Source organism: Microbispora corallina, from assembly GCF_016863035.1.
Classification (GTDB): domain Bacteria; phylum Actinomycetota; class Actinomycetes; order Streptosporangiales; family Streptosporangiaceae; genus Microbispora; species Microbispora corallina.
The window spans coordinates 17,884-39,496 of the sequence record NZ_BOOC01000033.1 but is presented as its reverse complement, the minus strand read 5'-3'; the positions used below and the strand labels follow the sequence as shown (position 1 = coordinate 39,496).

The window sequence follows — 21,613 nt, the reverse complement described above, 5'->3', positions numbered from 1 at the left end:
CCCCGCCAGAGCACGGGGACACGGACCCGGGAACATCCACCGGACGAAAACGGTTATCACCGTCGCATTCTTCGGAAGGAGCCCCAGTGGCGAGAAACGAGCTCCGCCCGGTGGTCAGGCTGAAGTCCACCGCGGGCACCGGCTTCACCTATGTGACCAGCAAGAACCGGCGCAACGACCCCGACAGGCTCACGCTGCGCAAGTACGATCCCGTCGTCCGCCGTTACGTGACGTTCCGAGAGGAGCGATGACCTTGAAGAAGACCATCCACCCCGACTACCGTGCCGTCGTCTTCCGCGACCCCGGTGCGGGTGTGGCGTTCCTGACCCGTTCCACCGTCTCCAGCCAGAAGACGATCGAGTGGGAGGACGGCAACGTCTACCCCGTCGTCGACGTGGACGTCTCCTCCGCGAGCCACCCCTTCTACACCGGCCGCGGCCGGGTGCTCGACACCGCCGGGCGCGTCGAGCGGTTCAACCAGCGGTACGGCAGGCGCTGACGCCGCGCCGCCTCGAACGGGGACATAGGCTCGATCGGGTAACCGTCAGTGATCAAGAACCGGACGCCCGGGGAGACCGAATGGACCGAGAGCTCACCGTCATGGCCGTGCACGCCCACCCGGACGACGAGGTCATCGCGACCGGTGGGATCCTCGCCCGGTACGCCGACGAGGGCGTCCGTACCGTCCTGGTGACGTGCACCAACGGCGAGCAGGGCGACGGGCCCGGCGGCGTGAAGCCGGGGGAGCCCGGCCACGACGAGGCGGCGGTCGCCGAGCGGCGGCTCGCGGAGCTGCGCGAGTCCGCCGCCCACCTCCGGATCGCGCACCTGGAGACGCTGGGCTACCGCGACTCCGGCATGGTGGGCTGGCAGGGCAACGAGCACGCCCAGGCCTTCGCCAACGTCCCGGTCGAGACGGCCGCCGCCCGGCTGGGCGAGCTCATGGAGCGCTACCGCCCGCAGGTCGTCGTCACGTACGACGAGAACGGCGGCTACGGCCATCCCGACCACATCCAGGCCCACCGGATCGCGGTCGCGGCGGTCGAGGGAACCGGCATCCCGGACAAGCTCTACTACTCGGCAGTGTCGCGCGAGAGGATCCGGCGGCTGGCCGAGCTGATGCGGGCCGGCGGCGTGGCGAACGAGGAGTTCGACCTGCCCGACGACTTCGGCACCCCCGACGAGCTGATCACCACGGTCGTCGACGTGGCCGCGTACGCCGACGACAAGATGAAGGCCCTGCGGGCCCACGCGAGCCAGGGCGACACCATCTTCCTGCTGCGGCTGCCCGAGGAGGCCCAGCGGCAGGTGTTCGCCGAGGAGGCGTTCGTCCGCCGGATGTCCCGCGTCGCCGCCCCCGACCGCGAGGACGACCTCTTCGCAGGCCTGCGCGCCTGACCTCTCAGCAGGCGGGGGGCTACGGCCGAGACCGGTCGTGCCCGAGCAGGATCGGAAGGCCTCGGTGACGTCGGCGACCACGTGGTCGGCGTCCGGTCCGTCACCGTACGGTTCGCCGAGGTCGATCCAGACGGTCCGGAGTCCGGCGGCCCGGCCGCCCGCGACGTCGGCGTCCGGGTTGTCGCCGATCATCGGCCGCCGTCCTCCAGGGTCGTGCCGCAGCGGGCCGCCGCGATCGCGAACAGGGACGCTACCGGTGTCCGTCCTCCGGAAAGAGGCTTGCGAGCGATAATACGATTTCGTATATTCCGATATCGTGACTAGTGTCGCCGAACCGTCCGCGCTGCTCGCCCTGCAGCGCGCCACCCACGCCACCCTGCAGATCCTCACCGCGAAACTGGCCGACCTCGACCTGACCGCCTCCGAGATCAACGCGTTGGCCATCCTCGCCGACGGCCGGGGCCGGACCATCTCCGAGCTGGGCGCCGCCGCCGGGACCCGCCCCACGACCTTGACCAGCGTGCTGGACCGGCTGGAGCGGCGCGGCCACATCACCCGTGGCGCCCGCCCCGGCGACCGCCGGGTCGTGGTCGTCGAGCTGACCACCGCCGGCCGCCAGGCCTCGGAGACCATCCGGCGAACCCTGTCCGAACTGGAGAGCCGCGCCCTCGCCGGCCTGCCGGCCGAGGCGATCGCCGGGTTCCACACCGTCCTGCGCGCGCTGGCGGAGGTGTCCGCGTGACCACGCCGCACCCCGAGACGCCCGAGCCCGCCGCACTGTCCGACGGGCTGTTCGACGAGCTGATGGCCGAGGCGACCGCGGACGGCGGACGCTTCGGCCACCGCGCGCACCTGCACCTGACCTGGCTCGCGGTCCGCCGGGTCGGCATGCCGGCCGCCGTCGACCTGGTCAGCGCCGGAATCCGGCGCACCGCCCGGTATGCCGGAGCGCCGCAGAAGTACCACGCCACCGTCAGCCGGGCCTGGGTGGAACTGGTGGCCCACCACGCCGCCCACACCGCAGACTCCGCCGCCCACGCCGCCGGCCACCGCGGCGACCAGGCCGCCGATCACGCCGCCGATCACGCCGCCGATCACGCCGCCGGTCGTGTCGCCGCCCGTGCTGCCGGCGACGCCGCCGGATCGAGCTTCGCCGCGTTCGTCGAGCGGAATCCCGAGCTGCTGGACAAGCGGCTGCTCGGCCGCTTCTACCGCTCGGCGACGCTGGCCGCTCCGCGGGCCCGCACCGCGTGGGTCGAGCCCGACCTGGCACCCTTCCCCTGGCAGGAACCCGGCCGGGAGCGGTCCGGCGCCGCAGGTCCGGCCACCGGCTGAACGAGGCCGTGGACCAGAGCGCACGGTCACCGCTCCCGGCCGATCAGCTCACCAGGGTGTGCCGGCGGAACGCCCAGGGATCGTGGGCGGAGAAGACCTCGACCTCGTCGCCGTGGTCGCGCAGCAGCTCGCGCAGCCGGGCCTGGTTGGCCGTCCGCAGCGGCCGGTCGACCTCGGTGATCTCCTCCAGCGCCTCCCACAGGGGCATCGACCAGCGGTCGCCCGGATCGATCTGCCCCTGGTGGTAGTAGGCGTCGCCGGCGTGCAGCAGCCAGCGGTCCCCGTCGCGTACGGCCACCGCGCAGTGGCCGCGGGTGTGCCCGGCGAGCGGGACCAGCAGGATCTCCGGCGGCAGGCCGTCCAGCTCGATCGCGTCGAACCCGAACCAGGCGACGCCCTTCTGCCGCCCGTACGTTGCCCAGTGGGGGCGGTGCGCCCAGTGGGCGGGCCGGTAGCGCACGTCGTGCTCGGGATGGTCGCTCGTCGTGGCCATGGCCGCCCGGTACTCGTCGGCGTGCACGTGCACCGTGGCCTGGGGGAAGTCCGGCAGCCCGCCGGTGTGGTCGAGGTCGAGATGCGTGAGGACGACGTGCCGGACGTCCGCGGGGGAGTGGCCGAGTCTCCGGACGTGGCTGAGGGCGGTCTCCCGAGGGTCGAGCAGGGCCTCCGTCCGGGCCAGGAAGGTGGGCCCGAGGGTCTCCCGGCCCCGTTCGACGTCCTGGGTGCCGAACCCGGTCTCGACCAGGACGAGCCCGGCCGCGTCTGTCTCCACCAGGAGGCAGTGGTTGAGCGCGCGGGCCGGAGGCAGGCGGTGCGCCGGGGCGGCCCCGGGGTCGATCTCCCGCATGGATCCGCAGTTCAGGTGATGGATCTTCACGGCCCGGCTCCTTTAGCTAACGAACGTTCGTAAGCATTTAGCGAACGATCGGTAGGTTAAGCTCGGTTCGTGAGCCCGCGCAAGTCCGCGGTCGAGTCGGCCGCCACCCGCACCCGTATCGTCGAGCGCGCCTTCGATCTGGCGACGTCCGAAGGGCTGGAAGGGGTGACGATCGGCCGCCTCGCCTTCGATCTCGGCATGAGCAAGGCCGGCGTGATCGGGCACTTCGGCACCAAGGAGGCACTTCAGCTCGCGACGCTCGACTCCGCCGTCGAGAGGTTCCGGCGCCGCGTGGTGGACCGCGTCGCCGGCGTCCCCGCCGGGACGAGGCGGCTGGCGCGCGCGTTCGGGGAGTGGGTCGACTCCATGGCGGACGCCGAGGGGCACGCCGGCTGCTTCCTCACCTCCGTGGCCACCGAGTTCGACGGCCGTCCCGGCCCGGTCCGCGACGCCGTACTCGCCGCCCTGTCGAGCTGGTCTGCGTACGTCGCGAGCGAGCTGCGCACCGCCGTGGAACTGGGCGAGCTGCCGGTGGACGGCGACGTCGGGCAGCTGGTCTTCGAGCTGAACGGCGTCGCCCTCGCGGCCCACCAGTCCATCCAGCTCCACCACGACCCGGAGGCGCCCGCCCGCGCCCGCCGTGCGGTGGTCCGTCTCCTCGGCGTCGAGGTCGCCGATTGACCGGCGGGATTCGAGGCGTCTCGCTCAGAAAATAGCGCGTTTATCCAATGCAATACCGCATATTCACACGTGCGGGCATTTATCCAATTATTGGCCGTCGCTGTCCGGCTGATCCCCGGCGGAGTCGATCATTTTCTTCAACTCGTCCGCGAGGTGGCTGGACTGTTCCGGGGTGTACCCCTTCGGCACGCGGAAGATGAGGCGCTCGCCCCCGCCCGCGGGGACGTCGACGACGTCCCAGCCGATCCACTGGGTGATGGCCATGGCCTTCACGCTGTCGGGATCCCGGCCGAGGCCGGCGGCGAGCGCCTCCAGACGCCACATGTCCGGCATGCGGGGGACCCGGCCGCTCAGCACGTCGGTGATCCACTGGGCCGTCAGCCGCTGGCCGGTGGTCGCGCTCTCGGACCTCAGGGCCAGCGTGCGGATGCTGATCCCCTGGTCCTCGATGTGCGCACGGATGCAGTCGCTCAGGGGGGTGGGGGAGGGGTCACCTGTCACGCGGCGCGGCGGCATTTGGTTGTCAGCTCCTCGACTGCTTTTTCTCGGTGATCGCCCCCATCATGCCCGTAGATCCTGACGGCGGGGAGAGAACCCCGGCGCGGTCGCCGATCAGTCGTGTCAACAAGATGCCTCACGAAACCATGACGTGCTGGAGACGCGTTTGAGGAACCTTTCGATTTCGCGTGCGCACGCCGACCCATTCCCATTACAGTGATGTCCGCAGTCGAGCTGTCAGCGAATTCTGATGACGTAGTCACCATCGGAGAGGTTGGCTATGGCGGGAAAGCCACAAATGCACCTGCGGAGTGTGGCGCTCTTGCGCGCCTTGATGCTCGGCCATGACGGAAGTGTGGCCGAGTTCGCTCGCCGCGCGGCCCTTACCCGGCAGTGCATCGACGCTCTGCTGAAGCGGGGAACGTGCCGCCGTACCACGGCGGAGGCCATCGCGTCTGCGGCGGGTGTGCGCTTGCTCGACCTCTTCAACCCCAATGTGTCATCAAAATCTCCTGACAGTCGGGATCTCTGATTCCGCCGTGCGTCTCGACCGAGGATGCGTGCTCCTGATCCTCCCGAGAGGCTCTGTCCAATGTCCGATTCGCGCCGTTCTCGATTGGGATACGCATTCCGCCGGACGGTTCGTAATTGACCGTTTTCTGAATGCGTGTTCGGTGCCCGTCAGCAGGAAGAGCATGGCATCTTCCGCCAACCTCACGAAAGGATCGTCTCTTGACGATGAAGAAAGCCCTCATCACCGGAGCCCTCGCCGCTTCAGCTCTGATCACCCCGGCGGCGATGGCGACGGAGTCCGCGAGCGCCGCGACCAGCGCCGCTCCTTTCTCGGCCACCAGCAGCTCCCACGTCGTCAAGGTGAGCAAGGCGGCCCGTAAACACACCTTCCCGCGCCATCTGCGTGACAGCTACTACTCGCACCGGTATGTCTTCGGCGGTCGCACCTACGTCCTGCCGAGCTGCCAGTACGTGGTCAACGGGGGCGTCTACATCTCGCCGTCCTGCGGCTCGACGTACGCGCGTCCGGTGTACATCCTCTCCGGCCGCACCTACGCCCTTCCGGGCCAGTGGTGCGACCAGGCCGTCACCGGCCTGCCCGGCCGCCTGTACGGCCTCCCCAGCACGGTCGCGGTCGCCACGACGACCACGACGACCAGCATCCACGAGTACGTGGTGGCCGGCCGTACGTACACGCTGCCGAGCTGCCAGTACGCCATGAACGGCGGCGTGTACGTCTCGCCGTCGTGCGGCGCCGGGCTGTCCGAGCCGGTCTACATCCTGAACGGCCGCACCTACGACCTTCCGGGTAGCTGGTGCGACGGGCGCGTCGGCCTCCCCGGTCGTTGGTACGGCCTGCCCGGCCGCGGCTTCGGTCGCGGTGGCTGGGAGCACGGTGGCTGGGGTCGTGGCGGCTGGGGCGGCCACGACGGCGGCTGGGGCAACGGCGGCCACGACGGCGGCTGGGGCAACGGCGGCCACGGTGGCAACGGCGGCTGGGGCGGCGGCAACGGCGGCGGCAACGGCGGCTGGGGCGGTCACGGCGGCGGCCAGGGTGGCGGCGGCGGCACGGGTGGCACCGGCGGCACGGGTGGCACCGGCGGCACGGGTGGCACCGGTGGCACCGGCGGCACGGGCGGCACGGGCGGCACGGGCGGCACGGGCGGCGGCACGGGCGGCGGCACGGGCGGCGGCACGGGCGGCCACGGCGGCGGCCAGGGTGGCGGCACGGGCGGCACCGGCGGCACGGGCGGCGGCGGCTGGGGCGGCGGCACCGGCGGCGGCCACCACTGACAGGTGATGTCGCTGCCCGCGGTTCGGGTGCCCCCGGGACCGCGGCAGCGACACCACCGCACGATCCTCGGCGGGAGCGCGCCCCCGCCGAGGCGCACGAAGGCTCGGAGGCGCTGGTCGCGCCGGCAGGGGCCGTCCACCACCACGACCGCGGGAACAGCCCGCGGGGGGCGGGACGAAAGCTCCGGCGGCACGACCCGAGGGGGGCGTCTCCGAACGGGTTCGCGGCGCGGGTCTTCCGGCAATCCGCCTGACCGTTCCCGTCTCGCGCCCTGCGCAAGGGCATGAGCCGCGCGGACGGGAACCGCCGCGACAAGAGCGGCTGCGACGACATCGCAGCCGCTCTCCTGGCTGTCGGCCCTCGTCTCCTTCGCCTCCTCGCGCGGCGAGGACGGCGGGACATCGGCGGGCCGGAGCCTTTCCTCCTCGTACGGGTCTCCCGTACCGCTTGTGACGAAGGTATGCGCCATGTCTTTGAACTGGTGGGTCGTCGGGGCCCTGCTCGGCCTGCTCGTGGCGTCGGCGTGGCCGCCCTGGCGGGCGGTCCTGGTCCGGCAGCAGCCGCGCATGCTCGGCAGCGTCGCGGACAACGGGGCCGAGGACCGGACGACGCTGTACACGCTCACCCGCGTCTGCGTGGAACGTTCCTTCACCACGCCGATCATCGCCACCTGGGAGCAGATTGCCGCGTACGCCGCGAAGCGTTCGCTGGACGTCGACACGGTCTACGTGTGCGTGCTCCAGGACCTGCGCCGGTGGTACTGGCAGTGCGGCCTCATGACGGACGGCCTGGGCTCCGGTCCCCGAAACGACGGCCGCCCCGCGCTCAGCTGGTGCGCCCCGCGGGAGCTGCACCGGCGCGCGCTCGCGGCGGCCTCCCGGTTCCGGGCCTTCCGGTCGCCCGCGCGGCACGCCGCCCTCACGCGGCACCCGTCCCGTCCAGCGCCTCTCGCCGCGTTGCCGCCGGGCGATTCCGCCGGAACTCCCGGGACGACGTCCGCGCCCGAGCCCGCCGGCGACGGCCTCGAGTCGCCGATCGACCCCGACGGCCTCGTGTCGCCGGCCGATCGCGAGAGTCTCGCGTCGTTGGCCGACCGCGCCGCCCTCGCCGTCCGGACCGGACAGGCCGGCGACGCCGCGGCCGCCCGCGACCTGTACGCCGAGCTCGTCCCCGCGATGGAGCAGGTGTCGGGCGCCGACCACCCCGACCTGCTGGGCGCCCGGGCCAACCTCGCCCACTTCACCGGCCGGGCGGGAGACGCGGTGGCCGCCAGGGACCTGTACGCCGAGCTCGTGCCCCTGATGGAGCGCGTGCTGGGAGACGGTCACCCGGCGGTCTCCACGGCCCGCGGCAACCTGGCGTACTGGACCGGCCAGGCCGGCGACGCGTCTGCGGCGCGCGACCTGTTCGCCGTGCTCGTGCCGGATCGGGAGCGGAGCCTGGGCCCCGACGATCCCGAGACGCTCGTGGCCGGGGCGAACCTCGCGTACTGGACCGGACAGGCCGGCGACGCGGCCACCGCCCGCGACCTGTTCGCGGCGCTGGTGCCGGTGCGGGAGCGGGTGCTGGGGGGCGATCATCCCGACACCCTCACCGCCCGGGCCAACCTCGCCTACTGGACGGGGGAGGCGGGGGACCCGGCGGCGGCCCGCGACCTGTACGCGGCGCTGGTGCCGGTGCGGGAGCGGGTGCTGGGCCCCGACCACCCCGACACCCTCACCGCCCGGGGCAACCACGCGACGTGGACCGGGGAGGCGGGGGACCCGGCCGGGGCGCGCGACCTCTACCTCGCTCTGGTGCCCGTACGCGAACGGGTCCTGGGCGACGACCACCCCGACACACTGACCGCGCAGGCCAACCTCGCCTACTGGATCACCGAGGCCCACGACCCCGCCTGAGCCCGATCCGCGTGATCATAGGCTCATGGACGACATGGCCGTGGGAGCGCTCGCGGGACAGCTGGCGCGGATTCCCGGCGTGGTCGCGGTGGCGCTGGGCGGCAGCCGGGCCCGGGGCACCCACCGCCCCGACTCCGACGTGGATCTCGGGCTCTACTACCGGGGCGACCTGGACGTGACGGCGCTGCGCGAGCTCGCCGTACAGGTGGCGGGCGAGGGGAGCACGGCCACCGAGCCCGGCGGCTGGGGGCCGTGGGTCGACGGCGGCGCCTGGCTGACGGTCGGCGGCCTGCGCGTCGACTGGATCTACCGCGACCTGGACAGGGTGCACCGGGTCTGGGCGGAGTGCCGTGAGGGCCGCTACGAGGTGGCCGTCCAGACCGGGCATCCGCTGGGGTTCCACTCGCACGCGTATGCGGGGGAGGCGGCGCTGTGCCGGGTGCTCGCCGACCCCACCGGGGAGCTCACCGCCCTGCGGGAGAGCGCTCAGGCCTACCCGCCGGCTCTCGGCGCCGCCCTCGTGCGGGGGCTGTGGGAGGCCGGATTCTGCCTGGAACTGGCGAGGTACGGCGCGGCCGGAGCCGACCCCGTCTACGCCGCCGGCTGTCTCTTCCGCGCCGTCGGCGTCGCCTGCCACGCCCTGCACGGCCGGGCCGGCCGGTGGCTGATCAACGAGAAGGGCATGGTGGCCTCCGCAGGCCGGTTGCCTCTGGCCCCGCCCGGCTTCGCCGTACGGGCCCAGAGGCTGCTCGGTCGCGTCGGCGAGTCGCCGGAGCGGATCGAGGAGACCGTGGCCGCGGCGCAGGCCCTGCTCGCGGACGTGCGCGCCGCCGTGGCGGGCTGACGGAAACCGGCTCGCGCACCGCCTCCGTCTCGCGGAAGACTCCGGTACGTGGACGACGACAGCGGAGCGGGCGGCGGCCTGAGCGCGGACCGGATCGAGGCGGCCCGGCTCACGCTGACGCCTCTCACCGTGGAGGACGCCGACGACATGGTGGACGTCCTCGCCGGGGAGGACCTGTACGGCTTCATCGGGGGAGGGCCGCCCGACCTGGACGGCCTGCGGGCCCGGTACGCGAGGCTGGCCGCGGGACGCTCGCCCGACGGCCGGCAGGCCTGGCTCAACTGGATCCTGCGCCGCAGGCGGGACGGCCGGGCGGTCGGCACGGTGCAGGCGACGGTGACCGGCGCCGGGCGGCGGGCCGAGGTCGCGTGGGTGGTGGGAACGGCCTGGCAGGGGCGCGGGTACGCCTCGGAGGCCGCGGCGGCGCTGGCCGGATGGCTGCGCGGCCGGGGCGTCGACCTCCTCCAGGCCCACATCCATCCCGATCATCAGGCGTCCATGAAGGTGGCGGCCGGGATCGGCCTGCGGCCGACGGACCTGATGGAGGACGGCGAGCGCCTGTGGCGGTGGGAACGGGGCTGAGGCCGCCGCCCCGGAACCGTCGCCCCGGAACCGTCGCCCCGGAACTGCCGCCCCGGAACCGCCCCGCCGCACCCCCGTCGCAACGGCCCCGCCGTAACGGCCCGCGGCAACCGCCGCCCCGGAACCGCCCCGCTGCACCCCCGTCGCAACGGCCCCGCCGTAACGGCCCGCGGCAACCGCCGCGCCGGGATCGCCGCGCCGCGCCCGACGGCTCCCGCGCGCGGGGGCGGGCCGTGCGTCCGGCTAGCTGTGCTTGGCCAGCCCGTGCCGTGCCACCCACGCGGTGATCGCCGCGCCGATGGCCTCGGGCTGGTCCTCCGGCGCGTGGTGTCCCGCCGGGCCACCGTGCTCGACCTCCAGGGCGGCGATGTTCGCCCGGCACCATCGGGCCACCTCCGGGGTGACGAGCAGGGTCCCCGAGCCGTCGAAGGTGATCAGCAGCTTGGGGACGTCGTCGCTGCCGGCGAGCCACTCGCCGTAGCGGCCGATCCGCTCGGCCACGTCCGCGGGCTCGCCGTCGAGCGGCAGCGAGCGCGCCCACTCCAGCAGCGGGCGGCGGCTCTCCCGCGTGGGGTACGGCGCCAGGTACGGCTCCATCTCCGCCGGGCTCAGAGGGGTCAGCACCCCACCGGTGTACGCCGTCTCCACAAGGAAGTTCCGGTCGAGCACCAGCGACTCGCCCTCCGGGCCCCGGATGGCCTCACTCCGGGATCGGGGGCCTTCGCCCAGTTCGCTCCACGACACTCCCCGGACGATGGCCTCGAAGAAGGCGACGCCGCGGACCCGTCCAGGATGGCGCGCGGCCCAGTCGAAGGCGAGCGACCCGCCCCAGTCGTGCCCCACGAGCACCACGTCCTCCAGTCCGAGCCGTTCGAACCAGGCGTCGAGGTAGCGGGCGTGGTCGGCGAACCGGTACGGCACGTCGGGCTTGCCCGAGCGGCCCATGCCGATCAGGTCGGGGGCGAGCAGGCGGGCCCGCTCGCCGACCCGCGGCAGGACCTTGCGCCAGAGGTAGGACGAGCTGGGGTTGCCGTGCAGGAAGACGAAGGGGACGCCGCTCCCGGTCTCCTCGTAGTACATCGTGGAGTCGAGCACGTCGATCACGGGCATGGGGGTTCTCCTCAATTCGTTCGTGGCACTAACGTTAGTGCCACGAACGAACGTACATCGTTAGTGCCACTAACGCAACGAGATAGGATCATCGGCATGAGCAGCGGCGCGTCCGACATGACCCACCACGTGGACGGGAAGGCGACCCCCGCCAGGCTGCGCGGCGTGCCGACCCGGCTGCTGGCGATGGTCGCGGCGCACGCCGACCGGGTGGTCACCGAGGGGCTGGCGCGCGAGGAGGCCCGCAAGTGGCACTACGCCGTGCTGGTGACGCTGGAGGAGCTGGGCCCGGCGAGCCAGGCGGAGCTCAGCCGCCGTACCGGCATCTACCGCAGCGACGTGGTCGCGGTCATCAACGAGCTGGCCGGCCGTGGCCTGGTGGAGCGCGCGCCCGACCCCGCCGACCGCCGCCGCAACGTCATCACCCTCACCCCGGAGGGCCGCGACACGCTGCGCAGGCTCGACGCCCTGCTCGCGGAGCTCCAGGACGAGGTGCTCGCGCCTCTCACCGGAGCGGAGCGCGACCGGCTCATCGAGCTGCTCACGCGTCTCGCCGACCACCACGCGAGGTCCCACGGCCGGGATGCCTGATCGGTGCCCGTGCCTCAGCTGTGGTGCGTAGACTCAAGATCATTGCGTCGTCGCGAACGGGGAACCGCAGTGAACGATCGTCTGGCGCGTGCCGCAGCCGCGTTGTCGCTGGTACCGGCCCTCGGCGCGTGCTCCGCGTCGCCCGTGAACCCGGTGCTGAAGGACCCGGCCCGGTGGCCGCTGGTGAAGCTGAGGGGACTGACCGATCACCCCAAGCTCCCCGACGAGGCGGAGCGGGCACTGGCACAGATCATGGTCGGCTCCCAGGACCTGCTCGCGTGGATCGACTCCTCCGGTTTGTGCGGGCTGTCCGGCTCCGGCTGGAGCATGCACGTCGACCTGACCAAGTCGGAGGGGGAGCCGGAGCGGGAGGAGGGGTTCTCCGGACCGGTGGAACCGGCGGTGGTCATTTCCTCGGAGAGCAAGGTCCGCCTGGTCTGCACTCCCACCAGGATGCTGATCAGGGTCGAGGGCGAGACGTCGCATCCCTTCGTCTCCGGCGACGCGGTCGCGCAGCCCGTGAACGGCGGGCTCAACGCGGTCGTCGGTTCGCCGGAAGCGCAGCAGGAGTCGCTGCCCGGCGCGACCGTGACGCGGGGTGGATAGCGTCTCGAGAACCCGGCCGCAGGCTTCTACGGCTGGGCCGCGGGCAGGGTGAGGACGAACCGGGCGCCGCCGATGGGGGAGTCCTCCACGTGGAGGGTGCCGCCGTGCACCTCGGTGATCGCCTGGATGAGGCTCAGGTCGAGGCTCGTGCCGCCCTCGTCGCGGCGGCGGACGTCGTCGAGCCGGGTGAACCGCTCGACCAGGCGCCGCCGATCGGCGTTCGGGACGCCGTCGCCGTCGTCGTCCACGATCAGGAAGACCGTCCCGTCGGCGTGGCGGACCTCGACCTCCACCGTGCCGAGGGCGTGGCGGTGGGCGTTGTCGAGCAGGTTGCGCAGCGCCTGCCGGATCTGCTCCCGCACGGCCCAGACCACGACGGGGTCGGAAGGACGCATGCGGGCGTGCAGCGAGGCCATCAGCACCTCGTTGCGCACCACGGCGGCGAGGTCGAACCGCTCCCGGCTCTGGTGGCTGGCGGCCTGCAACCGGGTCATGACGAGGATGCTGTCGACCACGCGGTCCAGCCGGTCGGCGCTCACCAGGGCGTTCTCGATCAGGCGGGCGGTGTCGGCCTGCCGGGGGTGCAGCCGGGCCTCCTCCAGCTCGGTACGCAGCGCGGTCAGGGGTGAGCGCAGCTCGTGGCACAGGTCCTCGGCGTACCAGCGGATCCGCTCACACAGGTTGATCATGGCGTTGGCCGCCGCCAGGTGCTCGGCGATCCCGTCGGCGGACATCGTCGCCGGCTGGGCGGCGGGCGGCGGATGGGCCTCGACCGGCGCCGGCGTGATCGCGGCGACCGGTCGCCGCCTGCGCCACCGCCCGTAGGAGTAGCCGAGGACGGCCGCGGTGACGGCCCCGCCCAGCATCGGCACCAGCGGCAGAGGTTGGCTCGTCTTCATGGCCCGTCCCCCTTTCCTCCGAGAGTAGACAGGCCGCGAGGAGACCCGTACGGGGCCCGGGGGGTGCCGGAGCCGCTACCCGGCCATCGAGGCGCCGGGCTCCCGGTAGTGGACGGTGGCCAGCTCGGCGAGGCCGGAGATGGTCAGGAGGGACTCCAGCAGGGGGTTGGCGATGAGCGTGATGTGGTCGGCGTGGGCGAACAGGACGTTCAGGCCGGCGCTGTCGAGGTACTCCACGGCGGTCAGGTCGAGGACGAGCGGGCCCGCCGTGCCGCCGATGGCGTCGGCGAGGGCGGCCGTGTTGCTCATGTCGATCTCGCCGGCCACGGTCAGGAGCGGGGCGCCGTCCGGGCCCTGGCCGGGGGTGACGGTGAGGGGAGTGCTCATCGGGCGATCCTCGTGTGCATGTCGACGGTGGTGCCGTACGGGCTGGGGGTGATGGTGACCTGCTGCATCAGGGCGCGCATGAGCGCCACGCCGCGGCCGCGGTGGGGGTTCGCCTCGGGCTGCGGCGACTTCCAGCGTCCGGTGTCGGCGACGGTGAGGCGCAGGACGTCGACGAAGGCCTCGGCCCGCAGGCGGACGGTCTCACCGGGGGAGTGGCGGTGACCGTGCTCGATGGCGTTGGCGCACGCCTCACCGGCGGCCACCAGGATGTTCTGGATCATCTGGGCCGGTAGGTCGCACTGCGCGAGCCAGGTCCGCAGGGCCTTCCGTACAGGCGCCAGCTGGGACGACTCGGCGGGGAAGGTCACTTCCAGCGGGGCGGGGTGCCGGTAGAGCAGCAGAGCGACGTCGTCGTCGAAGCCGTCGGCGGGCGCCAGGCGCGTCATCACCTGCGCGGCGAGATCGTTGACGGCGACGTCCCGGCCGTCCTGGACGGCCCGGCTGGCCAGGCCGATGCCCACGTCGAGGGGCCGGCGGCGGCGTTCGACCAGGCCGTCGGTGTACAGCATGAGGGTGGCGCGGGCGGGGATGGTCGTCTCGCCTTCGGGCCGCGGCCTGGTCCTGCGGACCGCCAGGGGGACGGAACGCCCGTCCTCGAGCAGGTGGGTGGTGCCGTCGGGATGGGTGAGGATGCCCGGCGGGTGACCGGCGCTGGAGTAGGTGAGGTGTCCGGTGTCCGGGTCGAGGACCCCGCAGAAGACGGTGGTGCAGACGGCGCCGGGGACGCCGGCCGCGAACTGGTCCAGGGCCATGAGTGTGCGCGCCGGGCTTTCGTCCTGCAGCAGCAGCGCCCGGCACGCGCTGCGCAGCTGGCCCATGACGGCGGCCGCCTGCACGCCGCGCCCGACGCAGTCGCCGACCACGATGCCGATGCGGCCGCCGGGCAGGGTGATGGTGTCGTACCAGTCCCCGCCGACCTCCAGGGGGCGCGTGGCGGGCTCGTAGCGGACGGCGAACCCGTCGGGCAGCCGGGAGGGGCCGAGGATGGCGCGCTGCAGCGCGATCGCGGTCTCGCGCTGCTGGTCGATCTGGTGGGCGCGGGCCAGTCCCTGGGCGAGGTGCGAGGCCAGCAGCGACAGCAGGAGCTGGTCCTCGCCGGTGAAGGGCCGGTGGTCGCCGAGGTCCACGAACAGGGCCAGCGGCCCGTCGGGGTGCTCCAGCAGGACCCCGACGCCGGTGGGGTCGGCGACGGGAGTCAGCAGAGGCCGCTGACGCAGCCCGGTGAGCGTCTCGCGGCGCTCGGCGGGCAGCCGCCGCCAGTCCAGCGCAGGGTCGGTGGCGGTCAGGGTGGGTTCGGCGCCGTGGCCGAAGACGGCGGCGACCACGGACCTGGCCCGCCACAGGTCACGCAGTTCCCGCAGGGCGCCGGCCAGCGCCTCGGGCAGGCTGGCCGCCTGCGACAGGCAGGTGCTGAGGGAGGCGAGGGCGCTTTCGCGCTGGATGGCGTAGTGCTCGGCGGTGACGTCGCGGAAGGTGCCGACGACGACGCGCCGCCCCGTGTCCGGGTCCTGCGCCCGGTTGACGGTGGCGCTGACCCACAGCCGGTGCCCGTCGCGGTGGGCGAGGGGGATCGTGTAGCTGCCCTGTCCGTCGCCGAGAAGGCCGGTGAAGGCGTCCGCGGCCTGCTGGTGGGCCTCGGGATCGATCTCGGCGTCCGGCCACCAGGGGTGCACCGGCAGGTACGGCAGGTTCTCCGGCCCGTAGCCGAGGATGTCGGTGAACCCGCTGTTGATGTCGACGACGGCGCCGTTCTCGTCGCAGACGAAGAACGCCTCCTGCAGGGAGTCCACCAGCGCGGTGCGCCAGCGGGCCTGGTGGTGCCGCAGGCGCGCCATCTCCATGTTGGCCCGCACCCGCGCGAGCAGCTCGGCGGCGGCGAAGGGCTTGACCAGGTAGTCGTCGGCGCCCGCCTGCAGCCCCTCGATGGACGCCTCCTGGCCCGCCCGGGCCGACAGCAGCAGCACCGGGACGGCGGCGGTGCGCGGGTCGGCCCGCAACGCCCCCACCAGGGACAGGCCGTCCAGGCGGGGCATCATCACGTCGCTGACGACCAGGTCGGGGACGTCGGCGCGGATGGCGTCCAGGGCCTGTCGCCCGTCGCTCGCCGTGGCGACCTGGTAGCCGGCGCCCTTGAGGAGGCGGACGAGGTACTCGCGCATGTCGGCGTTGTCGTCGGCCACCAGGACGCGCGCCGGGGCGGCCGGGCCGGCGAGGGCGCCGTGGGACGGCATCTCCATGGCGTCCTCGGCGGGATCGGCGGCGGTGTCCGCGGGCAGCCAGCGCAGGGCCTCCTGGACGTAGGGGGCGGCGGTGGCGGACGCGGCGCCGCTGCCGGCGGCCGTCGTGATCGCCTCGGCGGGCAGGTGCGCGGAGCCGAACGGCAGCCGGATCGTGAAGCGGGTGCCCTCGCCGTCGGCGCTGTCGGCGGCGATGGTGCCGCCGTGCAGCGCGACCAGTTCCTGGACGAGGGCCAGGCCGATGCCGCTGCCCTCGTTGGAGCGCGAACGGGCGTTCTCGATGCGGTGGAACCGCTCGAACAGCCGCGGCACCTCCTCCGCCGGGATGCCGACACCCGTGTCGGTGACCGTCACCACCGCGTGGGCGCCCTCCCTGCGCACCGCCACGCCGATCGACCCCTCGAAGGTGAACTTCAGCGCGTTGCTGAGCAGGTTGAGTACCACCTTCTCCCACATGCCGCGGTCGATGTAGACGCGTTCGTCGAGCGGGGGACAGTCGACGTGGAACTCCAGGCCCGCCTTGTCGATGGCGGAACGGAAGAGGCTGGCCAGCTCCGCGGTGACCGCGGCCAGGTCGACCGGCTCGTAGCGGGCCTGCATCCGGCCCGCCTCCAGCCGGGAGAAGTCGAGCAGCGTGTTGACCAGCTTGCCCAGCCGCAACCCGTTGCGGCGGATGGCCTCCAGTTCCTCACGCACCTCGACGTCGGCGTCCTGGAGACGGCCGCGCAGCTCCTCGACCGGACCCATGATCAGCGTCAGCGGGGTGCGGAACTCGTGGCTGATGTTGGAGAAGAAGACGGTCTTCGCGCGGTCGAGCTCGGCCAGCTCCTCGGCGCGCCGCTGCTGTGCCTGATAGCTGCGGGCGCTGGCGATCCCCGCCGCGACGTGCCCGGCCGCCAGCTCGACGAACCCGCGGTAGCCGTCGTCCAGCGGCCGGTACCGGTTGAGCGCGGCCACCAGGAACCCGTAGGGGGCGCTTCCCTGCTGCAGCAGCGGCACCACGAGCGCCTGCGCGGGCGGGTCCGGCCACTCGCCGGACGGCAGGTCCGCGAACGGGGCGCCCTCCAGCGGCACGAGCACGGACTCTCCGCGGGCCAGCGCCGCCGCCGGCCACGCCCCGTCCGGGTCGCCGGGCGCGAGCGAGGCGGGGGCGGCCGGATGTCCGGCGGAGATCCCGGTCGCCCCCGCCAGCCGCGCGCCGCCGCCGTCGTCGAACAGGTAGGTCAGCGTGAACGGGAGGTCGTGCGGGTTGCGGCCGAGCTGCCTGCAGGCGAAGGCCAGCATCTCCTGCTCGGTGCGGACCACGCTGGGGTCGGAGCCGAGGTCGCGCAGCGTCGCCATCCGCCGCTCGCCGACGACCCGCTCGGTGTCCTCGCTGACCACGCATAACATGCCGACGACGGCGCCGGCGTCGTCGCGGAGGGGGCTGTAGGAGAACGTGTGGTAGGTCTCCTCGGGGTAGCCGGAACGTTCGAGGAACAGCAGCAGGGCCTCGTCCCAGGTCGCCTTGGCCGTGGCCAGCACGGTGTCGATGCGCGGGCCGATGTCGTCCCAGATCTCCGCCCACACCTCGCTGGCCGGCCGGCCGAGCGCCCACGGGTACTTCCGGCCCAGCGTGTCGCGGCGGTAGGCGGCGTTGCAGAAGAAGGTCAGCTCCGGTCCCCACGCCATCCACATGGAGAAGCGGGACGACAGCAGGATGCTCACCGCGGTCTGCAAGCTCTGCGGCCAGCCGGCCGGCGGCCCGAGCGGGGTCAACGACCAGTCGACCGTCGCCAGATCCCGGCCGACCTCGTCGTCGGCGGCGAACACCTCGTGTCCGGCCGCCGTCCGCGGCTCGTGCTCAGCGCCGTCCCAGTGGGTCACCTGACACCCTTTCGTTGACGCCGGGCCCAGCCATCCCACGCCGGACTCACCGCCGTGCCGTCGGCGCACGGCGGGCCGCGCTCAGCCTCCCGGAGACCGGCGGCCGATCGCAGGATAGTGAATGCCCCCGACACGCGGCGACTCACCTGCGCAGGGCGACCTCCGCACCGGTGCGTACGGCGAGGCAGAGCAGCCGGAACGCGTCCTCGCCGAGCTCGCGCAGGGCCGGGAGCGGCAGACAGCGGCGGAAGGCGCCCGGGAAGGCCGAGAGCAGGGCGGCACGGCAGACCGGGCCCTTGGCCCGGGCGGCGACGGCGTCCGGCGGCACCCCGGCGACGAGTCCGACGCCGACGCCGTACAGCCAGAACTCGAAGAGCACGATCTCGGTGAGGGCGGCGCGCAGCGCGTCCGCCCCCCGGACGCAGGCGGTGAACGTCCCCCGCAGCTCGTCCATGGTGACCTGCGCCGGCAGCCGCGCGGCGAGGGGCTGCCCGGTCCATCCCGGCTCGTCGTCCGGGCCGCACGGGAACCACTCGGCCACCAAGCGCATCCAGGACAGGTGCGGCACGTGGGCGAGGCCGGTCCCGGCCGCCTCGGCCGCTGGCACGGGGAACCGAGGTGCGGGGAGGTGACAGGCCGAGTGCCGCAACCCCTGGAACCCGTTGCCGGTGAGGCTCGGCCGGTCGTCGTGCTCGACCAGGTTGGGGACGGCGACGACCGGCGTGACCCTCGCCTCCCGCAGGTGACGACGGACGGCGATGTCGTCGGGCTCGATCTCCCGGAACGCGCGCCGGCCCAGCGCGCGAGCGTGCTCGGCGGGCAGGACGAGGGCCTGCGTCGGGACGTAGGGGTCGGCGACCGCCGCGAACGCGGCGCCGCGCAGGGCGGCGACCCTGATCATCGACGCGGTGCGCGAGCCCCACTCCGCGAAGAGACCGATCGCCGAGTCGGGCCGGGCCCTGACCACCGCGGCCAGGAGCCGCGCGAAGCCGTCGCAGAAGATCACGTCGTCCTGGACGACCAGGTGGTGGGTGGCGCCGGGCTCCACGGCCGACCACGCGGCGAGGGCCGTGGCGAGGCTGTGCCCCCGGTCCGGTTCGGGGTCGAACACGACCGTGATGCCGAGGTCCGCGTGCGCATCGGCCATCGCCCGCACCGCGTCGGCGCGGGACGGGTGGGCCATGGCGGCGACCGAGATCGCGAGCTCTCCCGCGCGGATCATCCGCTCACCGCCCGTTCCACCGCCAGCGAGCCCGTCACGTACGACACCATCTGCCCGGCGCCGTCGGCGGAGACGAGGGCTTCGCGGAACCGGGCCGTCTGGGCGCCGCCCTTCAGTTTCACGGCGGCCAGGATCTTGTCCCGGACGACGACCGCGTCGTCGCCGGGCGCCAGCACGACGCCGAGGCCGAGCTCCTCGACGCGCGCGGCGTTGAGCCGCTGCTCGGGGGAGTGGGGCAGGAAGACCAGGGGCGTGCCCGCGGCCAGCCCCTCGGTGATCGACCCGTGGCCGCCGTGCGTCACCACGGCGTCCGCCGCCCTCGTGACGTCCACCGCGTCGGGCCGGAAGCCGGTGACGCGGACGGTGGCCCGGCGGGCGAGAGCGGCGAGCTCGCGTTGGGTCGAGCGCACCACCTCCGGGGTCGCCGCGACGCCCAGGGTGATCTGCACGCGCAGGTCGAGGTCTCCCACGGCGTCGACGACGCGCCGGATCTCGTGGTTCCCCGCGCCGCTCCCACCCAGGGTGACGTGCAGGAACCCGTCCTGCGTGGCGGGGACAGGCGCCCTGGGTGTCTTGGCTGTCTCGGGTGTCCCGGGTGGAAGCAGCGGCCCGACATGACGGATCTCCCGGGTGAGCGAGCAGATCAGCGCGGCGGTCTCCGGCGGGACGCCGGCTAGGTCGTCCAGCACGGCCAGATCCGGGACCAGGACGGCGTCGCCGAGAACGCGCCGGGCGTGACGGTCGGGCACGCCCAGCGAGGAGAGGGTGGCGATGATCTCGGGAAGCACCACGTGCATGGGATGCCGGAACAGCCGCAGGTTGTGGATGGAGTAACTGGGCACGCCCCGCATGGCGGCGGCCACGCCGGCCGTGTTGCGCATGTCGGAGATCACGACATCGGGACGGCGGCCGTCGATGAGCCGGAGTTCGTCCTCCAGGCACTCCGCGATGTAGGCGGGGCTCGCCAGCCTCCCGCGGCTGAACTCGCGCAGCCGCTCGGGATCGTCCATGCCCCGCCACGCGGGAGCCGGGCCGAGCTCCCTGACCGGATACCAGGCGACACCCGCCCGTTCCGGGATCCCGCGGCACTCCTCGTGGCAGGCGACGGTCACCGTGTGGCCCTCCCGGGCGAACCGGGCGGCCGCGGTCGTGGAGCGGACGATATGGCCGAGGCTGCTGCGGGAGAAGGCGAAGAAGATCACGCGCAGGGCTGTCACAGGGCCACCTCGTGCCGTCGGCCGGCGAGCGCGAACCCGGTGAGGACCAGGCTCGCGACGGCGGGAAGCAGGAAGACCAGCAGCGCGCCGCGGATCCCGGTCGTCTCGGCGAGCAGTCCGCAGGCCGCGGAGCCGAGCGGGACGCAGCCCCACACGAGCGTGCGCCCCGCCGCGTTGACCCTGCCCTGCATCTCGGACGGGGCGATGACCTGCCGGGCGGAGATGCTGAAGATCATCAGGGTGGTGTGCGCGAGGTTCCACAGGAAGATCGCGACCAGGGCGGCGATCCAGCCGGTCGTCAGGGCGTAGCCCGCCATCAGCCCGGCCTCCAGGGTCAGCAGCGCCGCCACCACGCCGACGGGCGGCAGGCCCCGCAGCCGCGGCGCGGCCAGCGACGCGAGCAGGGCCCCCGCGCTGGACCCCGCGATGATCCAGGAGATCCGGTAGTCCTCGGTGCCGAGGGACAGCGCCCGGTCGGCGAAGACCACGATGAGCCCGTAGACGGCTCCGGCGCTGAGCCCCGAGCCGATCCCCACGAGGGTGAGCAGCCGGACGGTCGGCTGCCCCGCGATGAAGCGGAAGCCCTCGGCCAGCTCGGCGACCGGCCGCCGCTCCGGACGTGAGCGCCCGCGCTCCGGCTCGCTCACCCGCACCGCCGACAGGAGGCCGGCCGACAGCGCGGAGAACGCCGCCAGGACGGCGAACGTCCCGCCGACCCCCAGGTGCGCCAGCAGGAAGAAGCCGCCCGGCCCGGCGACCGCGGTGACCAGGGTGGAGGCCGCCCACAGGTGCCCGTTCGCCTGGAACACCCGCGTCTTGCCCACCACCGCGGGGACGAAGGCGGCCGACGCGACGTCGAACCACACGAAGACCGTCGCCGTGGCGAACCCGAACGCGCACAGCGCGACCGCCGACAGGGCGTGCGCGCCGGCGAGCACCGGTACGGCCAGCAGGACGACGGCGTTGGCCGCCTCCATGGCCACCAGGAAGCGGCGCGGCGCGGCCCGGTCGACGACGACGCCGGCCACCACGCCGAAGAGGATGTACGGGATCACGTTCATCGCGCTCACCAGGCCCGCGAGCGCGGCGGACTCCGTCACGGAGTACGCGTAGAGGGGCAGCACGACCCAGGTGCCGGCCGTGGCCGCGGCCGACGCCGTCCTGCTGGCGAACACCAGCATGAACGGCCGGTGGGCGAGCAGGGACCCGGCGCCCTCCCTGGTCTGCTCGGCGACCGTCACGACGGCCCTCCCGCGCCCCGCGCCTCGGGAGAGCCGGGCCGCGGACCGGGGTCGGACCACGGGCGGATCCGCGACGGATGTGTCGAGACGGCGCTTGTCAAAAGGTCCCCGTAGATTAGGCCGGAATTCGGAAGCGCTCCCACATGTGCTCGCCCCCGGCATCACCTGCCGGATGCCGTGACGTTGGCACCTTACGATCGCGTCCCGGCGGCGGCCCACTTCCAGCGTGCTCTCCTCCCCGTCAGACGGCCCTGCCG

21 protein-coding genes and 1 pseudogene are annotated in these 21,613 nt (G+C 73.3%); 12 read left to right on the top strand and 10 right to left on the bottom strand.

Features of this window, described 5'->3' with window-relative positions; all coding sequences use genetic code 11:
• The first annotated feature begins 86 nt into the window (after nt 1-86).
• The 3 genes from rpmG to Mco01_RS28820 all read left to right on the top strand — a co-directional run bounded on the left by rpmG (nt 87) and on the right by Mco01_RS28820 (nt 1,398).
• Nucleotides 87-251, top strand: a complete 165-nt coding sequence (gene rpmG / locus Mco01_RS28830) for a 50S ribosomal protein L33 (RefSeq protein WP_204060009.1) — start codon at nt 87-89, stop codon at nt 249-251.
• 2 nt (nt 252-253) lie between these two features.
• On the top strand, nt 254-499 hold the full coding sequence (locus tag Mco01_RS28825) for a type B 50S ribosomal protein L31 (protein ID WP_204060097.1): 246 nt from the start codon (nt 254-256) through the stop codon (nt 497-499).
• 80 nt (nt 500-579) lie between these two features.
• Nucleotides 580-1,398, top strand: a complete 819-nt coding sequence (locus Mco01_RS28820) for a PIG-L family deacetylase (RefSeq protein WP_204060008.1) — start codon at nt 580-582, stop codon at nt 1,396-1,398.
• A gap of 72 nt (nt 1,399-1,470) precedes the next feature.
• On the opposite strand, the pseudogene Mco01_RS40295 reads toward Mco01_RS28820, so the two are convergent.
• Nucleotides 1,471-1,590 (bottom strand): annotated as a pseudogene (locus Mco01_RS40295) (HAD hydrolase-like protein); the annotation flags it as partial.
• Between the two features lie 124 nt (nt 1,591-1,714).
• On the opposite strand from Mco01_RS40295, the gene Mco01_RS28810 reads away from it, so the two are divergent.
• Both Mco01_RS28810 and Mco01_RS28805 read left to right on the top strand, forming a co-directional pair.
• The gene (locus Mco01_RS28810; RefSeq protein WP_204060007.1) at nt 1,715-2,140 is read left to right on the top strand and encodes a MarR family winged helix-turn-helix transcriptional regulator; all 426 of its coding nucleotides are present in this window, start codon (nt 1,715-1,717) and stop codon (nt 2,138-2,140) included.
• Nucleotides 2,137-2,733 (top strand): hypothetical protein, encoded by a 597-nt coding sequence (locus Mco01_RS28805; RefSeq protein ID WP_204060006.1) that lies wholly within the window; start codon nt 2,137-2,139, stop codon nt 2,731-2,733. The genes Mco01_RS28810 and Mco01_RS28805 overlap by 4 nt, the downstream gene beginning before the upstream one ends.
• A 43-nt stretch (nt 2,734-2,776) precedes the next feature.
• Here Mco01_RS28805 and Mco01_RS28800 read toward each other — a convergent pair whose 3' ends face one another.
• A complete protein-coding gene (locus tag Mco01_RS28800; RefSeq protein WP_204060005.1) occupies nt 2,777-3,610 on the bottom strand; it encodes an MBL fold metallo-hydrolase in 834 nt (277 codons plus the stop codon).
• Between the two features lie 69 nt (nt 3,611-3,679).
• On the opposite strand from Mco01_RS28800, the gene Mco01_RS28795 reads away from it, so the two are divergent.
• Nucleotides 3,680-4,291, top strand: a complete 612-nt coding sequence (locus Mco01_RS28795; RefSeq protein ID WP_204060004.1) for a TetR/AcrR family transcriptional regulator — start codon at nt 3,680-3,682, stop codon at nt 4,289-4,291.
• A gap of 87 nt (nt 4,292-4,378) precedes the next feature.
• On the opposite strand, the gene Mco01_RS28790 is transcribed toward Mco01_RS28795, so the two are convergent.
• Nucleotides 4,379-4,807, bottom strand: a complete 429-nt coding sequence (locus Mco01_RS28790; RefSeq protein ID WP_204060003.1) for a hypothetical protein — start codon at nt 4,805-4,807, stop codon at nt 4,379-4,381.
• A gap of 714 nt (nt 4,808-5,521) precedes the next feature.
• On the opposite strand from Mco01_RS28790, the gene Mco01_RS28785 reads away from it, so the two are divergent.
• The 4 genes from Mco01_RS28785 to Mco01_RS28770 all read left to right on the top strand — a co-directional run bounded on the left by Mco01_RS28785 (nt 5,522) and on the right by Mco01_RS28770 (nt 9,920).
• Nucleotides 5,522-6,595: a hypothetical protein gene (locus tag Mco01_RS28785; RefSeq protein ID WP_204060002.1), complete on the top strand. Its 1,074-nt coding sequence runs from the start codon at nt 5,522-5,524 to the stop codon at nt 6,593-6,595.
• 468 nt (nt 6,596-7,063) lie between these two features.
• Complete coding sequence (locus Mco01_RS28780) at nt 7,064-8,494, top strand: tetratricopeptide repeat protein (RefSeq protein WP_204060001.1); 1,431 nt, start codon at nt 7,064-7,066, stop codon at nt 8,492-8,494.
• A gap of 25 nt (nt 8,495-8,519) precedes the next feature.
• A complete protein-coding gene (locus Mco01_RS28775; protein ID WP_204060000.1) occupies nt 8,520-9,338 on the top strand; it encodes a nucleotidyltransferase domain-containing protein in 819 nt (272 codons plus the stop codon).
• Nucleotides 9,339-9,386: 48 nt separating this feature from the next.
• Nucleotides 9,387-9,920 carry a GNAT family N-acetyltransferase gene (locus Mco01_RS28770; protein ID WP_239103981.1) on the top strand — a complete coding sequence of 178 codons (534 nt, stop codon included), beginning with the start codon at nt 9,387-9,389 and terminating at the stop codon, nt 9,918-9,920.
• Between the two features lie 243 nt (nt 9,921-10,163).
• On the opposite strand, the gene Mco01_RS28765 is transcribed toward Mco01_RS28770, so the two are convergent.
• Entirely contained in the window at nt 10,164-11,030 is an 867-nt protein-coding gene (locus Mco01_RS28765; protein WP_204059999.1) for a haloalkane dehalogenase, read from the bottom strand.
• A gap of 96 nt (nt 11,031-11,126) precedes the next feature.
• Between Mco01_RS28765 and Mco01_RS28760 the strand changes: the two genes are divergently transcribed.
• Together Mco01_RS28760 and Mco01_RS28755 are read left to right on the top strand one after the other, a co-directional pair.
• Nucleotides 11,127-11,621, top strand: a complete 495-nt coding sequence (locus Mco01_RS28760; RefSeq protein WP_239103980.1) for a MarR family winged helix-turn-helix transcriptional regulator — start codon at nt 11,127-11,129, stop codon at nt 11,619-11,621.
• A gap of 69 nt (nt 11,622-11,690) precedes the next feature.
• Nucleotides 11,691-12,227, top strand: a complete 537-nt coding sequence (locus Mco01_RS28755; protein WP_204059998.1) for a hypothetical protein — start codon at nt 11,691-11,693, stop codon at nt 12,225-12,227.
• 26 nt (nt 12,228-12,253) lie between these two features.
• Here Mco01_RS28755 and Mco01_RS28750 read toward each other — a convergent pair whose 3' ends face one another.
• From Mco01_RS28750 to Mco01_RS28725, 6 genes are all read right to left on the bottom strand, one after another.
• Complete coding sequence (locus tag Mco01_RS28750) at nt 12,254-13,126, bottom strand: sensor histidine kinase (RefSeq protein ID WP_204059997.1); 873 nt, start codon at nt 13,124-13,126, stop codon at nt 12,254-12,256.
• Between the two features lie 75 nt (nt 13,127-13,201).
• Nucleotides 13,202-13,513 carry an STAS domain-containing protein gene (locus Mco01_RS28745; protein WP_204059996.1) on the bottom strand — a complete coding sequence of 104 codons (312 nt, stop codon included), beginning with the start codon at nt 13,511-13,513 and terminating at the stop codon, nt 13,202-13,204.
• Entirely contained in the window at nt 13,510-17,676 is a 4,167-nt protein-coding gene (locus Mco01_RS28740) for a SpoIIE family protein phosphatase (protein ID WP_204059995.1), read from the bottom strand. Before Mco01_RS28740 ends, Mco01_RS28745 begins: the two co-directional genes overlap by 4 nt.
• A gap of 142 nt (nt 17,677-17,818) precedes the next feature.
• Complete coding sequence (locus Mco01_RS28735; RefSeq protein WP_204059994.1) at nt 17,819-18,898, bottom strand: hypothetical protein; 1,080 nt, start codon at nt 18,896-18,898, stop codon at nt 17,819-17,821.
• A complete protein-coding gene (locus Mco01_RS28730) occupies nt 18,895-20,115 on the bottom strand; it encodes a glycosyltransferase (RefSeq protein WP_204059993.1) in 1,221 nt (406 codons plus the stop codon). Before Mco01_RS28730 ends, Mco01_RS28735 begins: the two co-directional genes overlap by 4 nt.
• Nucleotides 20,112-21,356, bottom strand: a complete 1,245-nt coding sequence (locus Mco01_RS28725) for an MFS transporter (RefSeq protein ID WP_204059992.1) — start codon at nt 21,354-21,356, stop codon at nt 20,112-20,114. The genes Mco01_RS28730 and Mco01_RS28725 overlap by 4 nt, the downstream gene beginning before the upstream one ends.
• Nucleotides 21,357-21,613 lie beyond the last annotated feature (257 nt).